This window comes from Ottowia sp., assembly GCF_047975795.1.
In the GTDB taxonomy this organism is placed as follows: domain Bacteria; phylum Pseudomonadota; class Gammaproteobacteria; order Burkholderiales; family Burkholderiaceae_C; genus Ottowia.
Window position 1 is genome coordinate 1 of record NZ_JBKEEE010000019.1, and the last position, 13,920, is coordinate 13,920.

Consider the following 13,920-nt stretch of genomic DNA (forward strand, 5'->3'; position numbering starts at 1 on the left):
TACGGTGGGCGCACCCGCCTTTGGCACCGTCGGTGCGGGGGTACAGGTCATCGATCAGGCCGCCCAAGTGGTCAAAGTCGATGTGACGGGCGATGAGTTCCAGGGGATCGCCCAGCACATCAATCTTGCGCTTGTGCGCGTAGTCGGCGAATAGGTCAGACTTCAGGGCGCTGCGCCGTTGGTGCATGATGCGGGGATCAGTATTTCAAGGTGGCCCCGTTTGGAGACTGGGGGTTTTAGAGGTTTCCATTCATTGACTGCGAGAAATGAAATACGTAAAATTTTAACGCTTTATACAAGTCGAGTTTCAGGGAGATCTACATATGACACGTTATATTTTCCAGTATTTACTGGGTATAGCCGCAGGTTTCGTTGTGGCTTTTGCAGCGCCTCAAATTTCGCACGCACAAACGCTGGTTGCACCCAGTAGCGCTACTGCCTCCAATCAGCTAAGTCCTGGGTTTGATATTTCACAGACCATCAATGGCGGAGGCTTGACTGGTTCCACTCTGGCCGCCACCCATGATCTTGTGACAGACTCTGGTTACGACAACAAATTTTGGATATCTACACCTGCGGCAACTCTGCCGATCGTTTTCACATACACGTTCGCAACTGCGCCCACATTGGCAGGTGTGGGAATTTGGAATGCAGTTTTTGAACTGCCCATGCAAGGCCATTATGAATTCGATGGATCCCCATCAGTTTTCGATCTGGAAGTGACCTATTCAGCCGGAACCAAAACCTACACAGGTGTCAGCCTTAGTACAACCCAAGTATCTGGACAACGGTTTGATTTTTGCGAAAACTTGACGGGCGTCAGTGAGATCCGTTTCACGATTCAAAGTGATACACGACCTTCCACAGGTACCGACAGAAACATCTATCTGGCCGAGTTTCGTGGTTTGGAAGAAGCCCTCCCCACCTGCGCTAATCCTCTGCCCGGTGCCCCCCTTGCAGCAACTCCCGTTGCAGTGCCCGTGGGTAACGTGAGCATGCTGTTGAGCTTATCGGCGCTTCTAGGAGTGTTTGGCCTGCTGCGTGTGCGCCGTCGTTACTGGACATAAAAATCACACCCTTTCATTCAAACCTAGTGGTCAGCAACTTCCTGACCTGCGGCGACATCGGCAAATCCAGGGCCAGGCCGTCCGGTTGCAGGGGCTGCATGAACCAGCGCTCGTAAGTGGCTTGTGCCTGCCCGCTTTGGATGAATTCGCGCACGGCTTCGTCGGCCATGGCGCTCAGCGCGGGGTCGTGGGGGTCGAAGGCAATGGCGATTTTTTCAGTGGACAGCGCTTCGGGCAGCATGCGGTAGGTTTTGGTGCGCTTGCCGGTGATGAGCTGGGCGGCCAGCAGCACGTCGTCACGCAAGTAACCGGCGGCCCAACCCAGATCGAGTTGCCCCAGCGCGGCATCGGCACTGATGGCCGAGGCCACTTTCCAGCGAATGTCGTTGTCGGCGGCGTAACGGATGGCGGCGTCTTTGGCGGTGGTGCGGTCGATCACCACCAGCGCCTTGCCCGCCAGATCAGTCGCGCTTTCGGCTTTGCTTTGCGCAGGCACCAGGATGCGTGTTTCAGCCAGAAAAATCGGCGGCGAAAAAGCCATGCTTTGCCGCCGCGCCGTGGTGTCGGATGTGCCGCTGCACAGCAAATCGACGCTGTTGCCCCCAAACAGACGCGGCACGTCGTCGACCGGCACGGGGATGTAGCGCACCCGCATGGCCGGGTTGCCTGCGGCTGCGGCCAGCTTTTTGATCAAGGGCTGGCAAAAGTCGATGGCGTAGCCCACAGGCTGACGCGCCTTGCCAGCCATTGAAAACGGCGGTGCATCAGTGCGATAGGCCACGTGGATAACGCCGCGGTGGCGAGCCTGCTCTGCGGTGGATTGTGTCCACGCGATCTTTGGTGCCAAACCGAGCACCAGCAAAAGCAAAAACACGGGGTGCAAGAGTGCTCGCATGGATGGATTCCTTAATAAAAGAATCCAAATATTAGCACTTTTTATTTATTTCTGTGATGAGCAACATCTCTCTCAATGTTGCCCAGATTTTACTAATGACTAAACATTCATCAGACTTTTTGCTTGATTTACAAGCTCATTAAGCTATTAATTATATAGCATCAAAGCAAGTCAGTCGGGTGTTTTCAACCTCTTTCGGAAAAATTTAGATGGACTATTTTGATGTATACAAAAGAATCCAAATTGATGCAGATGGTTTGTCAAGACTGGCGTGGTGGCGGCGGCGCGCTGCTGGCCGCCGAATCGGCAGACTGATCGACAGGCGAATCCGCGGGCGGATCGGCGCGCACTTCGCGCCAACGCACGTCTTGCACACCGGTGTCGGTGGCCGCGCCGGTGGCATCAGCGGCGTCGGCGCGTGGGGTGCTGCTGGCAGGCTGGCCAAAATCAGGACGCTGGGGCCAGCGTTGTCGGGTCATGTCGCGGTAACGGCTCCACAGCACGGCCACCGCCGGTTTGCGGCCAGTGAACACGCTGCTGACCAGGCTGGCCACCAGCATCACCAGCAGCCAGACCAACAGGCTGAAGGCAAACACCAATCCGATCAGCCCCAGAGTGATCCAGAGCATGAGGCCCATCAAGCGCGAGAACAGGCGTGCAAAAAAACGCTCCAGACCGCCGCCGGAGCCGGAGGTGTTGGGGGGAGGCAAAGGTGGGTAAGACATGCGGATCATTACCCTAGCAGATCGGGCCGCAAGTTCAAAAATTCAAGTGCACAGCTCAAGCGCCTTGTGAAATACAAGATGCAGATGCGGGCGCGCAGGTTCAAAGGGTTAAGGCAGCAGCGCCAGCGCACGCAGGTACGCCGCATCGCGCATCAGGTCATCCCAGGGTTGGGCTTGCTGGATGGGTGGCAACAAGGCCAGGCGGCGCGCCGCGCTGGCTTCGCTGGGCTGCCACTGGCCAGACAGTTGGGCGCGTGCCAGGCCGTCGATGGTGTCGTCCACCACCTGCCCATTGCCCAGCGACTGGTTACACAGCAAGGCCATGTCGCAGCCTGCGGCCAGCGCGGCCAAAACGGCATCGGTTGGGCTGACCGTGCGGCCTTCGATATGGCGCGCGGCCTTCATACTCAAATCATCGGTAATGATGGCCCCGCCAAAGCCCAGCCGCTGGCGCAAGATGGCTTGCAGCCAGCGGGCAGAAAAACCCGCCGGGCGCGCATCCACGCGCGGGTACACCACGTGCGCGGGCATCACGGCCGCCAGCGTGCTGCCCAGCCAGCCGTAGGGCGCGGCGTCATCTTTCAAGAGGGCTTTGAGCGCACGCGTATCGCGCGGCAATTCGGTGTGCGAATCGGCCGCCACCCCACCGTGGCCTGGAAAATGCTTGCCGCAATGCGCCATGCCCGCGCGCAGCAGGCCATGCGCCACGCTTTTGGCCAGCATGGTGACGACGCGCGCATCGGCATGAAAGGCGCGGTCACCGATGACGCTGGAGCGTGAGCCACCTTGCGCATCCGCCCAGTCCAGATCCAGCACCGGCGCAAAACTCAAATCCACCCCGCAAGCGCGCAGTTCAGACCCCAGCACATAGCCGCAGGCGCTGGCCGCGTCTTGCGCGCGCATGGCATCGCGCATCCATAACTGCCCAAGGGCGCGCATCGGCGGCAGATGGGTAAAACCATCGGTGCGAAAGCGCTGCACGCGCCCGCCTTCGTGATCGACGCAGATCAGCAGATCAGGTCGCAGGCGCTTGATCTGCGCGGTCAGCGCCGTCAACTGCGTGCGACCCACCCAGTTGCGCGCAAACAAAATCATGCCGCCCACCAGCGGATGCGCCAGACGACGGCGGTCATCGCTGGTCAACGCGGTGCCAGCAATGTCGATGATCAAGGGAGCATGTTGCATGGTCTGCGGTGTACAAAAGAAAGCCAGTAACTACAATTTTAATAGCTGCAAACGCTTTTTGAGCCAACGCCAAAAACCAGTTTGACTGAAAAACAATCAGTCCCGCCGTTCCACCACGCAAAAGCTGGCAGCGTATTCGCTTTCATCAGTGACGGTGATGTGGGCCACCCAGTCTTGGGCCTCAAACCAGTCCTTCAAACCACCATGCAGCACGATGAACGGCTCGCCGCTGGGGCGGTTGGCAATCTCGCACAGTCGCCAGTGCATGGGCAGACGCATGCCCAAGCCAATGGCTTTGCTGAACGCTTCTTTGGCCGAAAAGCGCGTGGCCAGATAACGCAGGCCGCGCTCGGGCCAACGCGCTGAACGCCGCTGCCAAACGGCTAATTCGGCGTCGGACAAGATTTTTTGCGCAAAACGCTCGCCATGGCGCTCAAAACTGGCGCGGATGCGGCGGATGTCGCAGATGTCGGTGCCGATACCCTGGATCATGATTTTTATGAGGTAAACCTAGATCTGGCAGCTGGACGCATCCGATGATGCTGTGATCGGCGTGCCAGGCAAGACGCGAGGACGCTGCGGGCTACTACCCACAAGGACGAGCAACGCCGCATGGCGCGGCGAGCGCAGTGCCAGTAGGTGCGTAGCGCCTTCACCTCGAAGGTGAGCGCGGGAAAGGGCAGAAAGTTGTGTATTCATGCGGCTTCCAAGAAGAACTCAAGCGATCAACTGCTGGATCTAGGTTAAATAGCCACGCAGCGCTTGCACAAATAGCACTGTCAGCTATGAATTTGATACTTTTCAGGCGCTGAACGCTTCATCGATGCAGCGCAGGTACGCCTGCACCGTGGCGGCGTAGCCCAGCTCCAGCGCATCAGCGATCAGGGCATGACCAATGCTGACTTCGGCCACACCGGGCACGGCGCGCAAAAACGGTGTGAGGTTGTCACGGTTCAAATCATGCCCGGCGTTCACACCCAGGCCCGCATCCAGTGCGGCGCGGGCGGCAGCGGCATACACCTTCAGTTGCGTCTGTCGCGCCGCCGCATCGCCCGTGACCCAGGCGGCGGCGTAAGGCTCGGTGTACAGCTCTACCCGGTCGGCACCTACATCGCGGGCGTGGGGCATCAACGCAGGGTCGGGATCCACAAACAGGCTGACGCGCACGCCCAGCGCACGCGCCTCGGCCACCAGCGGCTGTACGCGGGCGCGTACTTCTGGTTGCGCCAAATCCCAGCCGTGGTCGCTGGTGAACTGGTCTTCACTGTCGGGCACGAAGGTGCATTGCTGCGGACGCACGGCGCGGATGAAGGCCATCAGGTTCTGCGTCGGGTTGCCTTCAATGTTGTATTCGCGCCCCGGCCACTGCCCAGCCAGCAGCGCTGCCAGATCGCTCACGTCGTGCCCGCGCACATGGCGCTCGTCAGGCCGAGGGTGCACGGTGATGCCGTGTGCACCGGCTTGCAAGCAGGCATCGGCCGCGCGCAGCACGCTGGGGATGCCCAGGTGCCGCGTGTTGCGCACCAGCGCGACTTTGTTGACGTTGACGGAAAGTTGGGTTTTGGGATGCATGTCGATTTCTCCAACGCGCTGCACGGCGGTCGGTGGCGCGGCTTCAGGCCAGCGACTGAAGGTCCATCATCATCTGCCGCGTGCGCAGCGTGCCACCGCCACAATGGTAGTGGAGCAGCGCACGCAGTTGCTGGCGCAGGTGCGCGCGTGCCTGCCCCGGCAGTTGGGCCACGGCGTGCAGCGTGGTGGAAAGGGGCGCTTCATCGTCCATAGCATCAGCCAGCACCAGCCAGTGCGCGCCCACCAGCCACGCGCTATCGTCATCATGCGCCGCACGCAGGCCGCCTTCAGGCACCAGACGGTAAGCAGCCTCGGGTTGTAAAGGCGCGAAAGTCAGGGTTTGCGCACGCAGCGAAGGCAGGTGGCCGGTCTCGCGCAGCAGTAGCAGCTCGAACGCACGCAAAGCGGCGGCCACCAGCGCTTCGGCGTACTCAGACGCCAACACGTGCACCAGCGCGGCATAAGCATCGAACAGGCGCGAGTGCGCGTCTTCACGTGCCAGCAGGCGCATCAGCAATTCATTGGCGTAGTAGCCCGATAGCAGCGGCTCGCCCACCGGCATCACCAAGCCACCGGCCCAGTCAGCACCTTTGAGCGTGCGGATTTCGGCGTCGCCCCCCCAACTCAGCAGCAAAGGTTGCAGCGGCAGCAACACCGGACGGAAGTTGGACGATGGCCGTTTGGCCCCCTTGGCCACCAGCGCCACGCGGCCATGCGCACGGCTGAATGCCTCCACAATCACGCTGGACTCGCTCCAGTCGTAGCGGTGCAGCACGTAGGCTGGCTCGTGCAGAACACGCTTCATGGCACAGCCCGCTTCATTTCAGCGTCTGTAATCCCAGCAGTTCCCGCGTTATCGGCAAGTTACACCAGCGCACGGGAAAAAAGCCTTGATCCATCAAACAAAACCACCTTTCGCAAACCTGAAAGTAAAAACCCTGTTGGTGACTATAGACAATAGCTGCATCCCACCCACCACCGCCATGCCCAACGCCGTGCCCGCAGTCACCCCAACCGCCACCCCCGTCGCCATCAACCACTACGAGAACTTTCCCGTAGCGTCGTGGCTGTGCCCGCCACGACTGCGCGCGCCGATTACCGCGATCTACCACTTTGCGCGCACGGCGGACGACATTGCTGACGAAGGCCATGCCTCCGCCGCCGAACGCCTGGCACAGTTGCGCCAGTATCGGCTTGATCTGCATGCCGTGGCCGAAGGCGCTACCCCTTCTGGCAGTTGGCCGCACATCTTTGGCCCATTGGCCACGCAAATGCGTGCTTTCGCCCTGCCCATGGCATCGCTGGATGCGCTGCTGTCGGCCTTTGCGCAAGACGTGGCCCACACCCGCGACGGCCTGGCCTACCCAAACTGGGCTGCGCTGCACGACTATTGCCAGCGCTCGGCCAACCCCGTGGGCCGTCTGCTGCTGCACCTGTACGGCGTGAGCAGCGATGAGGCGCTGGCCGAAAGCGACGCCATCTGCACCGCCTTGCAGCTCATCAACTTCTGGCAGGATTTGAGCGTGGACATCCCGCGCGGGCGCTATTACCTGCCACTGGCCGAATGCACCGCGCACGGCTTGCCCATCATGAATCCGCAACGCGATTTCGCGGCACTGGCGGCCGATGAAAAAGCTGCGCCATTAATCGCTGCCTGCACAAACCACGCCAGCGCCCAGATGCAAAAAGGCTTGCAACTCGTACGCCGCATTCCAGGCCGCGCAGGCTGGGAGCTGCGCGCCGTGGTGCAAGGCGCGCTGCGCACGCTGGACAAGGTGCGCGCGCTCGGGGCGCAAGCGCTGCACCAGCGCCCCACCCTGTCGTACGCCGATGCACCACGCATTGGCTGGCGCATGTGGCGGATGTGATGCATGCGACGCATGACGGCAGCGCAACCCCTGAGCCTTCTTGAAAAACAGAAGAAACATTGTGATGAAATGGCCCCAAGTTGCCACCCTTTCCACCGCCCTGTGGTGCACACTGCCTGTCGTCGCCCATGCACAAGACACCAAGGCCGAATGGCAGGCGCTGAATCCAAAAGCGAACGTCCTTCAGCGTTGATGCAGTGCAATCTCCAGGCACCGGGCAGCAACCATCACAGCATCCCTTCGATCGGTAGCCACGACAGCAAGCGCAGCATCAGCCGTTGCAGCCAGGTGGTGCCTGGTTCGGTGGTGTGCAACTGGGGCTGGCCGGGATCGCCGTAGTCAGGGTCGAGCCAGATCAGGTTGCCCTGCTCGTCCAGCATGACTTCGTAGCTGCCCCGCGTCACGCTCTCGAAGGTCTGGGCCATTTGCCCGGCCAGCTTGGGGCTGGTGATGACCAGGCCCATTTCAGTGTTGATATCGATCGAGCGTGGATCGAAGTTGAACGAACCCACGTACAGTCTGGTGCGGTCGATTTCGCTGGTCTTGGCGTGCAAGCTGGCGCTGGAGCCACCAGAGCCAACCACCTTGCGGGCAAAGCTGCCGCCACGCTCATCGCTGGCCTGCTGATCTTGATCCGCGCCGGTTTGTGCCACCGCAGTCCGCGCGGCGGCTGAGCGGGAGCCAAGCTGCGGATCGGGTTTCAGCTCGAACAGGCGTACACCGCTTTGCAACAGGTCTTTGCGGTATTTCATGTAGCCCGCATGCACCACAGCCACATCGCTGGCTTGCAGCGAGTTGGTCAGCACGCGGGTGTCTACGCCCGCACGGGCCAGTTTGGCCAGCGCGGCCGCGCCATCGTCTGAGGGCACGAAATAAGGCGACACCCAGAACAGCTCGCGCTGGGACACGCCCAGGGCAGATTTCATGCGCTCGGCAATGGGCCGCGCCGCCCACGCCGGGTCGGTGGTCTTTTCGGGCGCGTCGGACACCACCTGCGCGGACACCCACTCGGGCCGCAAGCGGCCTGCCACCAGATCGGTCACCGCCGTGTCTTGCCGCAGCGCTTGCAGATAAGTGGCCGCAGCCTGGGCATCGACTTCGGGTAGCGCCGCCTGAACGTCTTGCGACAACAGCCGCTGCGCCGGGTAAGCCGATGCGCTTTGCCAATAGCGGTCAAACTCGCGCTCCACCTCGGGCACGGCAGCGCCGGTGATCAGCGCATCCAGATCGAGAAAGTTGGCTTCGTGCGCGGCGCTGAAATATTCGTCGCCAATATTGCGTCCGCCCACCACGCTGACCCAGCCGTCGGCGGTGAACGACTTGTTGTGCATGCGGCGGTTGAGGCGGCTGAAATCGGTCATAAAACCCAGCCAGCGTGCACTGCGCTGCACAAAGGGGTTGTACAAGCGCAGCTCGATGTGGGGATGCGCGTCCAGCCGGGCCAGCACGGCATCCATGCCTGCGGTGTTGTTGTCGTCCAGCAGCAGGCGCACACGCACGCCCCGGTCGGCGGCGCGCTGCACGGCCTGCATCATCAGCGTGCCGGTCAAGTCCAGGTGCCAGATGTAGTACTGCAAGTCCAGGCTTTTTTCAGCCACGTCGGCCAAATGCACGCGCGCAGCAAAGGCGTTCAGCCCATTGGACAGCGCCACCACGCCCGTCTGGCCCGGATGCGCGGGCCACAGCGGTGCCACACTCTGGCCCAGCGCCACACGCGGGTCGGGCGCAAAGGCCGCGCTTTCGCTGCGCCCTTGCAGCGGCGGCAAGGCGCAGCCACCCAGCAGCGCCAAGGCGCTCAAGCACCCCGCAGTCAGCGTGCGAGCTGCGGGCAGAGACATCAAAACAGCCTTGATGCCCATGAATAAATGGATGAGCCTCATACAGATGATCGACTCCAAAGTGTGGATCGCGCGTTGACTATGCCAATATGGCCCATTGTCGCGGACGCGCGCCGCCACATTGTGGCGGCCGAATGGGCGATTCATTCGCCCACACTCACCTTCTTCGCGTTCACCATTTTCGTTTTTTGGGAAATCACACCATGCAACCCACTGCTTGTTCCGCCCCGCACCTGAGCCGCTGGGCCACCTTGCCCAGCCGAATGGCATTGACCGTCATACTGGCCACCAGCGCTCTGGCAGGCTGCGCCAGCGCTCCCGGCCCCACGCCTGCTGCGGCCACAACCGCCACCATGCCCATGACCAACGCCGAGCAGGAATTTGCCATGGAAAATGAACACATGGCCTACCTCACCGGCAGCGCCACCTGGCCAGGCGCGGTGGCGCTGCCGCCCGGTGCCACATTTGAAGCCCAGTTGATCGACCACTCGCGCGCGGACATCATGGCCCCCTTGCTGGGCCGCCACCAACAAGCCTTGGGACAGGTGCTGGGCCGCGACGTGGCCGAATCGCCCCATCAACCCGTGGTGCGCTTTCGCATCCCCTACGACAGCGCCGCCATCGACCCGCGCATGCGCTATATGGTGCGCGCCACCGTCTCGTCAGCCCAGGGCCAGTTGCTGCTGACCACCGACACCGTCACGCCCGTGCTCACGCACGGCGCAGGCACCGCACTGGCCCAGCCACTGCGCCTGGTGCCCACTGCTGCCGCTGCGGCCAACACCACCCACGTCACCACCGCCAGGCCAGCCGATCCCGCCAGCGGTGCCATCGCCAGCGCGCCGCTACTCAACACCTACTGGCGCATTCTCAGCCTCGAAGGCCAGCCGGTGGTGGTGCGCGGCAACCAACGCGAGCCACACCTGGTGCTGGCCGATGACGACCGCCAGCCACCGCGCGCCCGCGTCTACGCAGGCTGCAACCAGATCAGCGGCGGCTACACCGTCAATGGAACCGAGTTGACATTCGCCCGCGCCATGATGAGCACCAAAAAAGCCTGCGTGCCGCCGCTGGGCGAGCAAGAAGCGCGCCTGAGCCGCGTGCTGGCCACCCAGCCGCTGCATTGGCGCATTGACGGCCAACAGCTCACCTTGCGCAACCCGCAAGGCCAGGTGCTGCTGCAAGCCCGGGCCGAAGCCATGCGTTGAAGCCGGACGAGACCGAGCGCACTCACCACGCTGGCTTACCATCGATCAATATCAAATTCATAGCTGCCAACGCTTTTCACACACGCACCACAAGCTAAAACCGCTTTGGAATTCAAGCCTCATGGCGACCTGCCAATGCGCCCATCAAGGCCAGCGTATAACGTCCTCTTTAGAGCGTGTTCAAAGTCTCAGCGTGAGGAGTGCGGGATGCGAATCGGGATGGGCTGCAAGGCGCAAACCGCAGCGATACCTGGCGGTATCCCGAGGATTTGCAACGCAGCAGACCGCCCGGGGCCGCGTCCACACACCCGCGCAGAGACTTTGAACACGCTCTTAGATGCTGATTGGCATAAAGAAAGAAGAAAAATGTAGTTTGCGATCTAAGCGTGCACTGTCAGACTGCGCGGCCTGGTGTGGGCATTCCTGCCAACGCCGCTTTTTTTAAAAGACCATGAACGCTGTACTTCGCTCTCTCATCCCCGCCCTGGCGCTGGCTGCCGCCACCGCAGCCAGTGCCCAGACTTCGCTGCTGAACGTGTCTTACGACGTGGCGCGCGAGTTTTACAAAGACATCAACGCCGCCTTTGTGCCCCACTACAAAAAGGCCACGGGGCAGGATATCAAGGTCGAGCAGTCGCATGCTGGCTCCAGTGCGCAGGCACGCGCCGTCGCCGACGGGCTGGCTGCCGATGTGGTCACCATGAACACCACCACCGACATCGATTTTCTGGCCAGCAAGGGTGTGGTGGCGCAGGACTGGCGCACCAAATTCCCCAACGGCGCAGCGCCCACCACATCGACCATGCTGTTTCTGGTACGCAAGGGCAATCCCAAGGGCATCAAGGACTGGGACGACCTGGTCAAGCCCGACGTGAAGGTGATCGTGGTCAACCCCAAAACCGGCGGCAACGGCCGCATGGCCTATCTGGCCGCTTGGGGTCAGGTGCGCGCCAAAGGTGGCACCGACGCCCAGGCATTGGACTTTGTGACCCGGCTGTACAAAAACGTGCCCGTGCTGGCACGCGGCGGGCGCGATGCCACGGGTGTGTTTTTGCAGCGCAACCAGGGCGACGTGCTGGTGACGTTTGAGTCCGAGGTGGTGTCGGTGGAAAACGAATTCGGCAAAGGCAAGGTCGACGCCGTGCATCCCAGCGCCAGCTTACTGACCGAAAACCCGGTGGCCGTGGTCGAGCGCACCGTGGGCAAGAAAGGCACCGCCACGCAGGCCAAGGCTTATCTGGACTTTTTGTACACCCCCGAAGCGCAGGAAATTGCCGCCAAGCACAACATCCGCCCGCGCAATGAAGACGTTTTGAAGAAGTACCCCAACTTCAAGCCCATCAAGCTGTTCTCGGTCGAACAGTATTTCGGCTCGCTGGCCGAGGCGCAGAAAGTGCATTTCAACGACGGCGGACAGTTCGACAAAATCTATACGAATAAATGACAACGCCCTGAGCGGCTGACGCCGCTTCCCCCTTTTCCTTCGGAAGGGGGACGCACCCGCCAAGGCCAGGCGCTTCGCGCTGGCCTGTTTCTTTGATTCATACAAATTCTCTTACCGGCCACTGCCATTTCCCCCTGAGCGGCTAACGTCGCTTCCCCCTTTTGCTACCGCAAGGGGTACGCACCCGGTGCTCGGCTCAAACCCGACCACGGGCGCACTTGCCAAGACCATGCGTTTCACGCTGGCCTGTTCTTGATTAATGCGACTTCTTTTTTCATGACATCCGCCTCTTTGGCCGCGCCTGTGGGCCCTACAAGGCCGCGCCGTCGCACAGCACAGCGCGTGTTGCCTGGCTTTAACCTGACGCTGGGCTATACGCTGCTGTATTTGTCTCTGGTGGTGCTGATTCCACTGTCAGCACTGGTTATCAACACCTTGTCCATGGGCTGGGGTGATTTTTGGGCGGCGGTGTCGGCACCGCGCGTGCTGGCGTCGTTCAGGTTGACGTTTGGCGCTTCGCTGATCGCAGCGGCCGTGAACGTGGTGGCGGGACTGCTGCTGGCCTGGGTGCTGGTGCGCTACCAGTTTCCGGGCAAGCGCATGGCCGATGCGCTGGTCGATTTGCCTTTTGCCTTGCCCACAGCGGTGGCGGGCATCGCATTGACAGCCATCTTGGCGGACAACGGCTGGATTGGGCAGTACCTCGCGCCACTGGGTATTCAGGTGGCGTTTCAGCCCGCAGGCATCGTGGTGGCGCTGATTTTCATTGGCCTGCCGTTTGTGGTGCGCACCGTGCAACCGGTGCTGGAAGACACCGAGAAAGAACTGGAAGAAGCCGCCGCCTGCCTGGGGGCCACGCGCTGGCAGACATTCTGGAAGGTCATTTTTCCGGGCATTGCACCAGCACTACTCACAGGCTTTGCCATGGCGTTTGCGCGCGCGGTGGGCGAATACGGCTCGGTCATTTTCATTGCGGGCAACATGCCCATGGTGTCAGAGATCACGCCGCTGGTCATCATCGGCAAGCTGGAGCAATACGACTACCAGGGGGCCACCGCCGTGGCCTCGGTCATGCTGCTGGCCTCGTTCATCATGCTGCTGGTGATCAATGGCCTGCAAGCCTGGCAACGCCGGAGAACCGGGACATGAGCGCCCCTGCCCTTACCCCCGCACGCGTGCGCACCACCGAATCACCCGCCGTGCGTTGGTTGCTCACCAGTTTGGCGCTGGGCTTCATGGGGCTGTTTCTGGTGCTGCCGCTGGCGGCAGTGTTTGTCGAAGCATTGCGTGGCGGCTGGGGCGCTTACATGGCCGCGCTGCGAGACCCCGATGCGCAAGCGGCGATTCGCCTGACGCTGCTCACCGCCGCCATTGCAGTGCCTTTGAATCTGGTGTTTGGCGTGGCGGCGGCATGGTGCATTGCCAAGTTTGAATTTCGCGGCAAATCGTTTTTGACCACACTGATTGATTTGCCGTTTTCTGTCTCGCCCGTGGTGGCGGGCCTGATTTACGTCATGGTGTTTGGCGCGCAAGGCTGGCTGGGGCCGTGGCTGGCTGCGCACGACATCAAGATCGTGTTTGCCGTGCCCGGCATTGTGCTGGCCACAGTGTTCGTGACCTTCCCGTTCATTGCGCGTGAGCTGATTCCACTCATGCAAGCACAGGGCAATGATGAGGAACAGGCCGCCCAGGTGCTGGGGGCCAGCGGCTGGCAGACCTTCTGGCACGTGACGCTGCCCAACATTAAATGGGGGCTGATTTACGGCGTGATTTTGTGCAACGCGCGCGCCATGGGCGAGTTTGGCGCGGTGTCGGTGGTGTCGGGCCACATTCGCGGCCAGACCAACACGCTGCCACTGCACGTGGAAATTCTGTACAACGAATACCAGGGTCAGGCGGCGTTTGCCGTGGCGTCGCTGCTGGCGCTGCTGGCCATCGTGACGCTGGCGCTCAAAAGCATGGTGGAGTGGCAACACGCGCGGCAGATCAAAGGCGCGGACGAAGAGCCGATGGGAAAACCGGCTTCATCCGGAGTCTTATAGTTAAATCAGCCTTTAAATCAATCGCCAAAAGCGCAATCATTACAAGCACATTCAGCTATTAATTAAAGAGCAAATC

Annotated in this window: 13 protein-coding genes and 1 pseudogene; 6 read left to right on the top strand and 8 right to left on the bottom strand. The window is 61.3% G+C overall.

What is annotated here, in order from left to right; translation table 11 throughout:
* Nucleotides 1–187 (bottom strand): annotated as a pseudogene (locus tag ACK5NW_RS02540) (IS5/IS1182 family transposase); the annotation flags it as partial.
* A gap of 136 nt (nucleotides 188–323) precedes the next feature.
* On the opposite strand from ACK5NW_RS02540, the gene ACK5NW_RS02545 reads away from it, so the two are divergent.
* Complete coding sequence (locus ACK5NW_RS02545; RefSeq protein ID WP_416924742.1) at nucleotides 324–1,067, top strand: hypothetical protein; 744 nt, start codon at nucleotides 324–326, stop codon at nucleotides 1,065–1,067.
* A 13-nt stretch (nucleotides 1,068–1,080) separates the two neighbouring features.
* On the opposite strand, the gene ACK5NW_RS02550 is transcribed toward ACK5NW_RS02545, so the two are convergent.
* From ACK5NW_RS02550 to recO, 6 genes are all read right to left on the bottom strand, one after another.
* Entirely contained in the window at nucleotides 1,081–1,962 is an 882-nt protein-coding gene (locus tag ACK5NW_RS02550) for a transporter substrate-binding domain-containing protein (protein WP_416924744.1), read from the bottom strand.
* 260 nt (nucleotides 1,963–2,222) lie between these two features.
* Entirely contained in the window at nucleotides 2,223–2,687 is a 465-nt protein-coding gene (locus ACK5NW_RS02555; RefSeq protein WP_416924746.1) for a hypothetical protein, read from the bottom strand.
* Nucleotides 2,688–2,795: 108 nt separating this feature from the next.
* Nucleotides 2,796–3,872 carry a beta-N-acetylhexosaminidase gene (nagZ, locus tag ACK5NW_RS02560; RefSeq protein WP_416924748.1) on the bottom strand — a complete coding sequence of 359 codons (1,077 nt, stop codon included), beginning with the start codon at nucleotides 3,870–3,872 and terminating at the stop codon, nucleotides 2,796–2,798.
* Between the two features lie 96 nt (nucleotides 3,873–3,968).
* Nucleotides 3,969–4,364: a holo-ACP synthase gene (gene acpS / locus ACK5NW_RS02565; protein ID WP_416924750.1), complete on the bottom strand. Its 396-nt coding sequence runs from the start codon at nucleotides 4,362–4,364 to the stop codon at nucleotides 3,969–3,971.
* A gap of 309 nt (nucleotides 4,365–4,673) precedes the next feature.
* Entirely contained in the window at nucleotides 4,674–5,444 is a 771-nt protein-coding gene (locus ACK5NW_RS02570) for a pyridoxine 5'-phosphate synthase (RefSeq protein ID WP_416924752.1), read from the bottom strand.
* Nucleotides 5,445–5,487: 43 nt separating this feature from the next.
* Nucleotides 5,488–6,249: a DNA repair protein RecO gene (gene recO / locus ACK5NW_RS02575; RefSeq protein WP_416924754.1), complete on the bottom strand. Its 762-nt coding sequence runs from the start codon at nucleotides 6,247–6,249 to the stop codon at nucleotides 5,488–5,490.
* Between the two features lie 178 nt (nucleotides 6,250–6,427).
* On the opposite strand from recO, the gene hpnC reads away from it, so the two are divergent.
* Nucleotides 6,428–7,312, top strand: a complete 885-nt coding sequence (gene hpnC, locus ACK5NW_RS02580; RefSeq protein ID WP_416924756.1) for a squalene synthase HpnC — start codon at nucleotides 6,428–6,430, stop codon at nucleotides 7,310–7,312.
* A gap of 227 nt (nucleotides 7,313–7,539) precedes the next feature.
* Here the strand turns inward: hpnC and ACK5NW_RS02585 are convergent, their stop codons facing one another.
* Nucleotides 7,540–9,150, bottom strand: a complete 1,611-nt coding sequence (locus ACK5NW_RS02585) for a phospholipase D family protein (RefSeq protein ID WP_416924758.1) — start codon at nucleotides 9,148–9,150, stop codon at nucleotides 7,540–7,542.
* 203 nt (nucleotides 9,151–9,353) lie between these two features.
* On the opposite strand from ACK5NW_RS02585, the gene ACK5NW_RS02590 reads away from it, so the two are divergent.
* The 4 genes from ACK5NW_RS02590 (at nucleotide 9,354) to cysW (ending at nucleotide 13,844) form a co-directional block, all read left to right on the top strand.
* On the top strand, nucleotides 9,354–10,358 hold the full coding sequence (locus ACK5NW_RS02590) for an META domain-containing protein (protein WP_416924760.1): 1,005 nt from the start codon (nucleotides 9,354–9,356) through the stop codon (nucleotides 10,356–10,358).
* A gap of 451 nt (nucleotides 10,359–10,809) precedes the next feature.
* Nucleotides 10,810–11,802 (top strand): sulfate ABC transporter substrate-binding protein, encoded by a 993-nt coding sequence (locus ACK5NW_RS02595; protein WP_416924762.1) that lies wholly within the window; start codon nucleotides 10,810–10,812, stop codon nucleotides 11,800–11,802.
* A gap of 276 nt (nucleotides 11,803–12,078) precedes the next feature.
* Nucleotides 12,079–12,951 (top strand): sulfate ABC transporter permease subunit CysT, encoded by an 873-nt coding sequence (gene cysT, locus ACK5NW_RS02600; RefSeq protein WP_416924764.1) that lies wholly within the window; start codon nucleotides 12,079–12,081, stop codon nucleotides 12,949–12,951.
* The gene (gene cysW / locus ACK5NW_RS02605) at nucleotides 12,948–13,844 is read left to right on the top strand and encodes a sulfate ABC transporter permease subunit CysW (RefSeq protein WP_416924766.1); all 897 of its coding nucleotides are present in this window, start codon (nucleotides 12,948–12,950) and stop codon (nucleotides 13,842–13,844) included. The genes cysT and cysW overlap by 4 nt, the downstream gene beginning before the upstream one ends.
* The last annotated feature ends 76 nt before the right edge of the window (nucleotides 13,845–13,920 follow it).